The organism is Aeromicrobium sp. REDSEA-S38_B2 (genome assembly GCF_001628525.1).
Lineage (GTDB): Bacteria > Actinomycetota > Actinomycetes > Propionibacteriales > Nocardioidaceae > Aeromicrobium > Aeromicrobium erythreum.
Genome location: NZ_LUNH01000071.1, coordinates 1 through 10039, shown reverse-complemented (window position 1 = coordinate 10039; position 10039 = coordinate 1). Strand labels below are relative to the sequence as shown.

Annotated in this window: 11 protein-coding genes, 1 tRNA gene and 1 pseudogene; 3 read left to right on the top strand and 10 right to left on the bottom strand. The window is 73.2% G+C overall.

Annotated features, from left to right (window positions below; translation table 11 throughout):
• Positions 1 to 583: 583 nt before the first annotated feature.
• The 7 genes from A6Q81_RS13580 to A6Q81_RS13550 all read right to left on the bottom strand — a co-directional run bounded on the left by A6Q81_RS13580 (position 584) and on the right by A6Q81_RS13550 (position 6031).
• Positions 584 to 656: transfer RNA gene (locus tag A6Q81_RS13580), tRNA-Ala, on the bottom strand.
• A 64-nt stretch (positions 657 to 720) separates the two neighbouring features.
• On the bottom strand, positions 721 to 1647 hold the full coding sequence (gene sepX / locus A6Q81_RS13575) for a divisome protein SepX/GlpR (RefSeq protein WP_286690784.1): 927 nt from the start codon (positions 1645 to 1647) through the stop codon (positions 721 to 723).
• A gap of 87 nt (positions 1648 to 1734) precedes the next feature.
• Positions 1735 to 2349 carry a GNAT family N-acetyltransferase gene (locus A6Q81_RS13570; RefSeq protein ID WP_067859159.1) on the bottom strand — a complete coding sequence of 205 codons (615 nt, stop codon included), beginning with the start codon at positions 2347 to 2349 and terminating at the stop codon, positions 1735 to 1737.
• The gene (locus tag A6Q81_RS13565) at positions 2346 to 2873 is read right to left on the bottom strand and encodes a MogA/MoaB family molybdenum cofactor biosynthesis protein (RefSeq protein WP_286690783.1); all 528 of its coding nucleotides are present in this window, start codon (positions 2871 to 2873) and stop codon (positions 2346 to 2348) included. Before A6Q81_RS13565 ends, A6Q81_RS13570 begins: the two co-directional genes overlap by 4 nt.
• Positions 2870 to 3298: a cyclic pyranopterin monophosphate synthase MoaC gene (gene moaC, locus A6Q81_RS13560; protein WP_083516627.1), complete on the bottom strand. Its 429-nt coding sequence runs from the start codon at positions 3296 to 3298 to the stop codon at positions 2870 to 2872. The genes A6Q81_RS13565 and moaC overlap by 4 nt, the downstream gene beginning before the upstream one ends.
• A gap of 64 nt (positions 3299 to 3362) precedes the next feature.
• Entirely contained in the window at positions 3363 to 4610 is a 1248-nt protein-coding gene (gene glp, locus A6Q81_RS13555) for a molybdotransferase-like divisome protein Glp (RefSeq protein ID WP_236749735.1), read from the bottom strand.
• Between the two features lie 80 nt (positions 4611 to 4690).
• Positions 4691 to 6031, bottom strand: coding sequence for a UTP--glucose-1-phosphate uridylyltransferase (locus A6Q81_RS13550; protein ID WP_286690785.1), 1341 nt, complete (start codon positions 6029 to 6031; stop codon positions 4691 to 4693).
• A gap of 47 nt (positions 6032 to 6078) precedes the next feature.
• Here A6Q81_RS13550 and A6Q81_RS13545 point away from each other — a divergent pair, with 47 nt between their 5' ends.
• Entirely contained in the window at positions 6079 to 6705 is a 627-nt protein-coding gene (locus A6Q81_RS13545; protein ID WP_286690781.1) for a 5-formyltetrahydrofolate cyclo-ligase, read from the top strand.
• Here the strand turns inward: A6Q81_RS13545 and A6Q81_RS13540 are convergent.
• Both A6Q81_RS13540 and A6Q81_RS13535 read right to left on the bottom strand, forming a co-directional pair.
• Positions 6702 to 7745 (bottom strand): hemolysin family protein, encoded by a 1044-nt coding sequence (locus tag A6Q81_RS13540; RefSeq protein WP_067859168.1) that lies wholly within the window; start codon positions 7743 to 7745, stop codon positions 6702 to 6704. The two genes, A6Q81_RS13545 and A6Q81_RS13540, sit on opposite strands and share 4 nt — an antisense overlap.
• A complete protein-coding gene (locus A6Q81_RS13535) occupies positions 7738 to 9174 on the bottom strand; it encodes a hemolysin family protein (RefSeq protein WP_286690780.1) in 1437 nt (478 codons plus the stop codon). Before A6Q81_RS13535 ends, A6Q81_RS13540 begins: the two co-directional genes overlap by 8 nt.
• Before the next feature lie 116 nt (positions 9175 to 9290).
• On the opposite strand from A6Q81_RS13535, the pseudogene A6Q81_RS13530 reads away from it, so the two are divergent.
• Positions 9291 to 9383 (top strand): annotated as a pseudogene (locus A6Q81_RS13530) (FmdB family zinc ribbon protein); the annotation flags it as partial.
• Positions 9384 to 9445: 62 nt separating this feature from the next.
• On the opposite strand, the gene A6Q81_RS13525 reads toward A6Q81_RS13530, so the two are convergent.
• On the bottom strand, positions 9446 to 9595 hold the full coding sequence (locus A6Q81_RS13525) for a hypothetical protein (RefSeq protein ID WP_236749904.1): 150 nt from the start codon (positions 9593 to 9595) through the stop codon (positions 9446 to 9448).
• A 78-nt stretch (positions 9596 to 9673) separates the two neighbouring features.
• Here A6Q81_RS13525 and A6Q81_RS13520 point away from each other — a divergent pair.
• A partial coding sequence (locus A6Q81_RS13520; RefSeq protein ID WP_286690779.1) for an SAF domain-containing protein occupies positions 9674 to 10039 on the top strand: 366 nt, incomplete at its 3' end.

Sequence of the window (10039 nt, the reverse complement as noted above, 5' to 3'; positions counted from 1 at the left end):
TACTTCTCGTCGACTTTTAGCACACTGTTGAGTTCTCAAACATCAGACGCACACCCACCAGACAGACCCACATCAGGGCCCACCCACCAGGGGCTGGTCAAACCTACCTGACTGGTTCGGGCGAGACAAGCTCGCGGTCTTCCAGTCCTCGCTCGCCGTTGTCAGCGATCAGTCTCCAGACGAACCTGGCATTGATCGTTTCGGTTCAAGCGGGTCACACTCACCGGACACCCGGCCTTCTGGCCTTGCGCCCCGCCGTGCGGTGCAACAAGAAGAACATTACACACCCCCTCCTGGGGTCGTCAAACCACCCCCCTCCTTGTGCCTCCCACTCGCTTCTGGGGGTCCCGAAATCCCTGGAACGACGGCATCGGGCTGCGAGCGGGTGCACGCACCACGCCCCGCAGGGGCCGCGCGGTCCCCGTCTCGGTCGCGCGCGGCGCGTGTCGTCCCGAGAGCCGAGCGTCGCTGACGCGCACGGCAGCCACACGACCCCGCCCGACGGACGGAGCAGGAGAGCGCGATGTCGCTGGGAACGACGAAGAGCCCCCCGGCAGTGCCGGGAGGCTCTTCGTGGTGCGGGTGGAGCATAGGAGATTCGAACTCCTGACCTCTTCGATGCGAACGAAGCGCGCTACCAACTGCGCCAATGCCCCAGGTCTGAATCAGGTTAGCACCCGTGCCGTCTCGCCCCGCAGGGGGTCCGGACGGCCCTGACGACTACTCGCCCGACGCGCGACGCGACGTCTCGGGAGCCGCCTGCGCGGACCGGGCGCGACCCGGCAGCTCCACGTCCTCGCCCTCCACGTGACCCGACGTCCAGGCACCCGGGGCGTCGAAGTCGATGGTGCGGACGGTGCGGCCGACGCGCGGCTTGGTGACGTAGGTGGGCAGCGTGACCGGCAGCGGGTCCCAGAGGGCGGTGCCAGCGGTGCTGACCGACGGCACCGCGATCTGCAGCTTCTCCTCGAGGGCGTCGGCCGGCAGCTCTGCCCTCTCCATGACGTGCTTGCGGTCGGGCTCGACGTCCTCGAACTGGTGCGAGACGACGACGGTGTGCTCCTCGTCGGGCGTGCGCGGCGCGGCGCGCTCCGCGGTGGTGTCACGCGCGGGGAGCTTGACGGACGGCAGTCGCGAGGACAGCGGACGACGCTCGGTCGCCGGGCGGCTGATGCCACGTTCGGCCCTGACCTGCACGCGACAGGCGACGAGCCAGGCCGCCACCAGGGCGGCCGGTGCGGCCACCCAGACCGGCGAGACCACGGAGAAGCCGGCGAGCCCACCCACCACGGCGAGCGCGGTCAGCAGGGTCAGCAGCGTGCGACGGCGGCGACGGGCGGCGACGACCGCGGCGCGGCGGGTCGGCGCGTCACGGCGGGCGGTCGGGGTCTCGGTCACGGTGGGGGCCTTCGGGGTCGGCTCGGCGGCGTTCGTGGGAGTGTCGACCGGCGCCGAGAGGGGCACCTCGTCGGTGGCGTCCTCGGTCGGCTCGCCGTGGCCGCGACGGGAGATGACGCGGCTCAACGGGCTGAGCGACTCCAGGGACTCCGAGGAGCTCGCCTCGTCGTACCGACGCAGGACGAGCGGCACGAAGTACGCCGCCCACACGGCGACGACGAACGCGACGATCAGTCCATTGGCACCCACGGATCAACCGTAGGTCGCCCGCCGAGGGAATCTCCGCAGGTCAGTCGTGTGTCGCGTGAAGTTTGTGACGGATGTGGCAGGCGTGACTCACGATGGCGACCGACGTCGCGCCTCGTCGTCGCGGGTCACGCGCTCCAGCAGCCGGCCAGGACGGTCGTCGGCGAGCACCTGGAAGACCCGGTGGTCGCGCCAGGCGCCGTCGATGTGCAAGTAGCCGCGCGCCAGCCCGACCTCGTCGAGGCCGAGCTTCTGCACGACGCGCAGGCTGGCCTCGTTCTCCGGCCGGATGGAGATCTCCACCCGGTGCAGACCGACGGTGTCGAGGAGGTGGTCGACGACGAGGGCGACGGCGACGGGCGTGATCCCCCGGCCGGCGTGACGTCGCGCGATCCAGTAGCCGATGCTCGCCCACCGGGCGGAGCCCCACGAGATGCCGTTGACCGTGACCTGGCCGACCATCTCGCCGCGCCAGGTGACGACGAAGGGCATCGCCCGACCCTGCCGCGCGCGACGCCGCTGCGTCACGATCATCGCCCGGTACGACAGCGGTGCCGCTCCCCCGCCGGGCGGCAGCGTGGCCTCCCAGGGTGACAGCCACGCGACGTCGGCCCGCCGCAGCCGTGCCCAGGCGCGGGCGTCGGAGCGCCGCAAGGGCCGCACGCCGACGTCGCCGTGCGTGAGCTCGACGGGCCAACCCTTCATGCCGTCGCCCGTGGTCCCGGGTGGTCCGGGCCGGCGTGGTCGCCGCCGGCCAGCTGGTCGACGGCGTGCGGGACGACGTCGGCGAGCACCTGGATGGCGTCCTTGACGCCCCCACGCGAGCCGGGCAGGTTGACGACGAGGGTGCTCCCGGCCACGCCGGCCAGACCTCGCGAGAGCACCGCGGTCGGGACACCCTTGGCGACCCCCGCGGCACGCAGCGCCTCGGCCAGGCCGGGCAGCTCGCGGTCGAGCAGCGGTCGGGTCACCTCGGGCGTGCGGTCGGTGGGGCTGATGCCGGTTCCGCCGGTGGTCAGCACCACGGCCGCGCCCGACGCCACGGCGTCGGCGACGGCGTGTCCGACCGGGTCGCCGTCGGGCACGACGGCGGCGTCGGCGGTCTCGAGGCCCCAGGAGCGGAGCGCATCGACGAGCAGCGGTCCGGTCGTGTCCTCGTAGACGCCCGCGGCCGCGCGGTTCGACGCGACGACGACGGCGCCGCGTCGGCTGTCGGTGGGCGCGCTCATCGGACGTCCCAGTCGCCGCTGCGGCCGCCGGCCTTGGCGACGACCTCGACGTCGGTGATGCGCGCCCGCTTGTCGACGGCCTTGACCATGTCGACGACGGTCAGGGCGGCGACGGTGACCGACGTCAGCGCCTCCATCTCGACGCCCGTGCGGTCGGTGGTGCGGACGCTGGCCGTGATCTCGACGGCGTCGTCGGCGACGTGGAGGTCGACCTCGACGCCGCTGATCGCGATCGGGTGGCAGAGCGGGACGAGGTCGGGCGTGCGCTTGGCGCCCATGATGCCGGCGACCCGCGCGACGCCGAGCGCGTCGCCCTTCGGCACACCCTCGCCGCGCAGGAGGGCCACGACCTCGGCGGACACCTCGACGCGCCCGCGTGCCGTCGCCGTGCGGCGGCTGACGTCCTTGTCGCCGACGTCGACCATCCGGGCCGCCCCGGTCTCGTCGACGTGCGTCAGCCGCGCGGCGGACGGCTCGGGACCGGCCACGTCAGAACGGCCTGTCGAGGACGAGGGTGCGGACCGTGTCGCCCAGGTTCAGGGCGGTCTCGTCCTCACCCACGACGATCAGGGCGTTCGCCTGGGCGAGGGAGCCGAGCAGGTGCGACCCGTGGCCGCCGAGCGGAGTCACCTTGGCGCCGCGGTGGGTGACCTCGAAGACGCCGCGGACGTACTGGCGGCGTCCGGGGATGGAGGCGATGTCCTGGGTGAGCACGGCGTGCACCATGGGCCGCCGGTACGGCGTGAGGCCCATGAGCCGGCGGATGGCCGGGAGCACGAACACCTCGAAGGACACGTAGGCCGAGACCGGGTTGCCGGGCAGCGTGATGATCGGGGTCTGCTCGTCGAAGATCGTGCCGAAGCCCTGCGGCTTGCCCGGCTGCATGGCGACCTTCGGGAAGGCGACCGTCCCGAGCGCCGACAGCGTCTCCTTGACGACGTCCTTCTCGCCCTCGCTGATGCCGCCGCTCGTGACCACGAGGTCGGCGCGGACGAGCTGCTCGGACAGCGTGCGTCGGAAGGTGCGCGGGTCGTCGCCGATGGCGCCCACGCGGTAGGCGATCGCGCCTGCCGCGCGCACGGCGGCGGCGAGCATGTAGCTGTTGCCGTCGTAGATGGAGTCGAAGTCGAGGTGGGCGCCCGGCTCGCGGAGCTCGTTGCCGGTGGACAGCACCACGACGCGCGGTCGCGGTCGGGCGGCGACCCTTCCCAGGCCCAGCGAGGCCAGCAGACCAGCCTCGCGCGGACCGACGACGGTGCCGGCCGGCAGGACGAGGTCGCCCTGGCCGACGTCGCTGCCGGCCCGACGGACATGCTGGCCCTCGCGCACCGCCTCGGTGAACCGCACCCGCGCGTTGCCACGGTCGGTGGCCTCGAACGGCACGACGGCGTCGGCGCCGCGCGGGACCGGCGCACCGGTCATGATCTTGACGGCCGTGCCCGGGGAGATCGCGAACGGCCGGCTCGACCCGGCGTAGATGTCGGCCACGACCGGCAGCTCGACGGGCGTGGCCGACGTGGCCTGGGCGAGGTCCTCGGCGCGGACGGCGTACCCGTCCATGGCGGAGTTGTCGAAGCGGGGCAGGGAGATCGGGGCGTGCACGTCGGCGTGCAGCGGCAGGCCGAGCGACTCGACGACCGGCTGGTCGTACGGCTCGAGCGGGCCGATGCCGCGCAGGATCTTCTCGAGGTGGTCCTCGACGGTCAGGAAGCCGTCGGGCACGCTCTCCGGACGCACGCGCGGACGCGGTCCCCGGGGTGGAGCAGCGTCGCCGGAGGGCGGAGCGGCCTCGTTCCCTGCGTCGGAAGACATGGGCGTCAGCCTAACCGGGCACCCTGCGGGACGCTGCGTGCCGTGCCGTCGTCGTCCAGGGTCGCGTCGCCGGTGACCACCACGTCGCGCCCGAAGTGCCAGTCGCCGCGCACCGTCAGGGACGAGGCCCCGGCGAGCGACGGGGCGTGCGGGATGCGGGCGTCGAAGTCGGCGATGGTCGTGTAGAAGCGGCGGTCGAGGTCGACGAGCGGCCGCGGGTCGACGGTGGCGCGCAGGCGGCTGTCGTCGCCCAGGCCGAACACGTCCGAACGGAGCAGCAGGAGGTCGTTGGTGGTCTTCACGGGCAGGAACCGCGAGCGCTCGACCTCGATGGCGGTGGCGCCGTCGAAGACCTCGACGGCGGCACCCATGGCCGACTCGATCTGCACGACCTTCGGCGACGTCTTGTCGGTGGGGTCGACGGTCTTCTCGTTGCGGATGAGCGGCAGGCCGAGCACGCCGTTGCGCTCGGTGAGCGTGTCGAGCAGTCGAGGCAGGTCGAACCACAGGTTGTTCGTGTGGAAGAAAGGATGCCGGTCCGCGTCGGCGGCGAGCGTCGCGTCGTCGTCGGCCGTCTGCGCGGTCTCGCGGAGCACGAGGCGTCCGTCGGCGCGCCGGACGACGAGGTGGCCGCCCTTGACGTCGGCGGGCGTGCGCCGGCACACCTCGGCGGCGTACGGCGCTCCGGTCGAGGCGAACCAGGCCATCATCGACGGGTCGGGCGCCGCGCCGAGGTTGTCGGCGTTGGAGACGGTGGCGTACCGGTAGCCGGCGGCCACGAGCTGCTCCAGCACGCCCGAGACGAGCAGCGCCGTGTAGAGGTCGCCGTGCCCCGGCGGGCACCACTCGAGCGCCGGGTCGGCGGGCCACTGCACCGGGGTGAGGTCGTCGGCGCGCAGCTTCGGCTCGCGGTTCTGCAGGAAGTCGAGCGGCAGGCCCTCGACCGCGAGGCCCTCGTGCTGCCGCAGCCGTGCCAGCGAGTCGTCCTGCGTGCGGAAGCTGTGCATGAACAGCAGGGGCAACGTGACGTCGAGGTCGCGCCGGACCTGGAGCACCTGGCGGGCGATGATGTCGAGGAACGTGAGGTCGGAGCGGACGGGCAGCAGGCTCTTGGCCCGGTCCATGCCCATCGAGGTCCCGAGCCCGCCGTTGAGCTTGATGACGGCCGTCACCGCGGCGGCCTCGCGCTGCGCGTCGAGGTCGAAGGTGACGTCGGCGGCCCGGTCGACGTCGACCAGCGGGTCGACGTCGGCCTCGCGGACGAGGCCCGTGGCACCGCCCTCGAGCTGACGGTAGAAGTCGCTGAAGACCTCGATCGCGGGTGCCGCCACGCCGGCGCGTTCCATGGTGCTCCGTGCGAGCTCGAGTCCGTCCACGCGCCTAGGCTAGACGTATGGACCGTCCGGGCGCGCGCCAGCGGAACGACGCGGCCGCCGAGGAGAAGCGGGCGGTGCGTCCGCGACTGCTGGAGGCGCGCCGCCGTCGCGACCTCGAGCAGCGCCGAGCCGTCGACGACGCGGTCGCCGCCCACCTGCTGGCGCTGCCCTCGGTGGTCCGCGCCCGTCGGGTCGCCGCCTACCGCTCGATGCCCGGCGAGCCGGGCACGGAGGCGCTGCTCGCGGGCCTGCTCGAGCGTGGCGTGGAGGTCCTCGTGCCGGTCAGCCGGAGCGACGGCTCCCTCGCCTGGGCGCCGCACGACCCCACGGCCCCGACCGCCCGCTCGCGGCTCGGCGTCGACGAGCCAGTGGGCGCGACGCTCCCCGACGACGCGCTCGCCTCCGTCGACGTCGTCGTGCTGCCCGCGCTGGCCGTCGACCACGCCGGACGTCGTCTGGGCCGGGGCGCCGGCTACTACGACCGCGCCCTCGCCGTTCTCCCCCGCCGGCGTCGGCCGCTGCTGGTGGCCGTCGTGCACGCCGAGGAGCTCCTGACCGAGGTGCCGCACGAGCCGCACGACCTGCCGGTCGACGTGGTGGTCACCGAGAACGGCGTGTTCCGCGTGCCCGAGGCGCCGGCCTAGCTCCCGAGCCGCTCCGTGTCGCGGATCTCGCCCACCAGCTCCTCCAGCACGTCCTCGAGCATGATCACGCCGAGCACCTGGCCGGACCCGTCGGCCACCCGCGCCATGTGGGAGCCCTTGGCCTGCATGACCCGCAGGGCCTCGTAGAGCCCCGACCCCGCCCCGACGGTCGACAGCGGCCGCAGCCACTTGTCGGCGATGGGGGCGCGGCGCGCGGCGTCGTCGGTCTCCAGCACGTCCTTGATGTGCAGGTAGCCGGCGAGGTCGCCGTCGGCGTCGACGACGGGGAAGCGTGAGAAGCCGGTGTCGGCGCAGGCCCGCTCGACGTCGGCCGGCGTCGCCTCCGGCGCGACGGTCACGAGCCCGTCGCGCGGCAGCAGCACCTGCTCGACCCGCCCGTCGTGGAACTCCAGGGCACCCTGCACGAGACCGTACTCGTCGTCGTCGAGCAGACCCTCGCGGCGCGACTCGTCGACGAGGCCCGCGACCTCGTCGTGGGAGTAGGTGGAGGCGACCTCCTCCACCGGCTGCACGCCGAGCAGGCGGACCGCCAGGTTGGCGATGCCGTTGAGCATCACCACGAGCGGCCGCAGCACGGCGATGACGAGCAGCATGAACGGGCCCAGCACGAGGGCGGCGCGGTCGGGCTGCACGAGCGCGAGGTTCTTGGGCACCATCTCGCCGAACACGACGTGCAGGAACACGACCACCGACAGCGCGATCACGAACGAGATCGGGTGCACGAGGCTCTCGGGCACGTGGGCGAGCTCGAAGGCCGGCTCCATCAGGTGCGCGAGCGCGGGCTCGCTGATGGCGCCGAGCCCGAGCGAGCAGATGGTGATGCCGAGCTGTGCGGCCGCCATGGCGAGCGTGACGTTCTCCACGGCCTTGAGCGCCAGCCGAGCCGTGCGCGACCCGGCCTGCGCCAGGGGCTCGAGCTGGGTCCGTCGGGCCGAGATGAGCGCGAACTCCGCGGCCACGAACAGTGCGTTGAGGGCGAGCAGCACGAACGTCAGCCCGACCCCGACCCAGTCACCCACGGACGTCACCGCCCCCGGTCGGGTCGGCTGCCGGGCCGGCGGTCGGCTCGGCGGCCCTGCTCGAGCCGGTCTCGGCAGCAGCACCGTCGGGGGCCTGCACGGTCAGGGTCACGCGGTCGATCCGCCGGCCCTCCATGCGCTCGACGGTGAGCGAGACGTCCAGCGGCTCGGGGTCGTCGTCCTCGTCGTCCGGGGTCGGATCGACCTGCAGGTGGACGACGTCGCCGCGCACGCCGAGACGACCGAGCTCGGCGTGCAGCAGGCCGGCGATCGTCTCGTAGTCCTCGCTCTCGGGCAGGGCCACCCCGGTCTGCTCGAGCACCTCGTCGGGTCGCAGGAGACCCGAGAGCGACCAGGCGCCGTCGGGACGGTGGCGGCTGCGGCTCGCGACGCGGTCGTGCTCGTCGAGCACCTCGCCGACGATCTCCTCGACGAGGTCCTCGAGGGTGACGATGCCGTCGGTCCCGCCGAACTCGTCGACGACGACCGCCATCTGCATCCCCTGCTCGCGCAGCAGGGCCAGCAGCGGGTCGAGCTCGAGGCTGTCGGGCACGGTGGTCACGGGGCCGGCCAGGTCGCCGAGACGGACGCCGCGACGTCGGTCGGGGTCGACCGCGACGGCCTGCTTCACGTGCACGATGCCGACGACGTCGTCCGGCGACCGGCCCGTGACCGGGAACCGTGAGTGCCCGGTCTGGCGGGCCGCCTCGATGACGTCGAGCGCGGTGTCGCGGGCGTCGAGGAAGTGCACGCGGACCCGGGGCGTGCGGACGTCGGCGGCGGTGCGGTCACCGAACGCGATGCTGCGCGCCACGAGGTCGGCCGTCTCGTCGTCGATGGCACCCTCGCGGGCGGAGCGCAGCACGAGCGAGCGCAGCTCCACCGGCGAGCGGGCCGAGCGCAGCTCCTCCTGCGGCTCGACGCCCATGCGCTGCAAGGTGCGGTTGGCCGTGCCGTTCAGGAACCGGATCGGCCAGGCCATCACGCGCGTGAACACCCGCTGCGGCAGCTGGGCGACGGCGGCCACGCGCTGGGGCAGGGCGAGGGCCAGGTTCTTCGGGATGAGCTCGCCGACCAGCATCGTGACGACGGTGCTGAGGAAGAGCGCGAGCCCGTACGCGACGGCGCTCTGCGCCCCGCCGGTGACGCCGAGGTCCTCCAGCGGTCCGCGCGCGAGCCGCCCGATGGCCGGCTCGGCGACGAACCCGATCGCCAGGTTGGTGATCGTGATGCCCAGCTGCGCCCCGCTGAGCTGGGTCGACAGGCTGCGCAGCGCCTTGAGGGTGCCGGCCGCGCCCGCGTCGCCGCGCTCGGCGTCGCGCTCGACCGTCGCGCGGTCGACCGTCACGAACGAGAACTCGGCCGCCACGAAGACGCCGCACGCGAGCATGAGGAGGAACGAGAGTCCCAGGAGGAGGAGCTCGGTCATCACGGGGTCCCGGATGAGTCAGGGTCGGTCACGATGCAGGGAACTGTACCCTTTGACGTCGGAGACCTCGTGCCGGAGCGGCACCCGCCGACCGGTGACATCCAGGAGAGAAGACCGTGCCGACCTACCAGTACCAGTGCACCGAGTGCGGCAACGCGCTCGAGGTGCACCAGTCGTTCACCGACGATGCGCTGACCGAGTGCCCCGCGTGCCAGGGCCGGCTCCGCAAGGTGTTCAACGCGGTGGGCGTCGTGTTCAAGGGGTCGGGCTTCTACCGCACCGACAGCCGCAGCACGACGACGTCGTCGGACACCTCCAGCTCGTCCTCCTCGAGCTCCTCCTCGTCGTCGAGCACGTCGTCGAGCTCCTCCTCGGGCACGTCGTCCGGCACGTCGACCTCGGGCAGCGGCTCGTCGTCCACGGGCGGCTCGGCCGCCTGACCCGCTCCCCTGTGGAGACGCGCTGGATCGGGGTCCGGCCCGCTGCCTAGCGTGCGCGGATGGACCGTCTGCGCTCCTCGCTGCTCGAGCACCGTCGTCTGCTCGCCGCCCTGTGCACCGCCCTCGCGGTGCTGCTGGCCCTCACGTCGGTGCGCCGCCCGCCCGACCAGGTGGAGGTGGCCGTCGCCGCCCGCGACCTCGCCAGCGGCACGGTGCTCTCCGCCGACGACGTCACCTCCTCGCTGCTGCCGGCAGGGGCGGCGCCCCAGCACCTGCTGTCGTCCGACGACCTCGAGGGGCGACGGGTCGGCGGGCCGATGCGTCGGGGCGAGGCGTTCACCGACGTCCGCCTCCTGGCGGCCGGACCGGTCGACGGCCTGCCGCCGGGGCACGTCGTGACGGCCGTGCGGCTGGCCGACGCGACG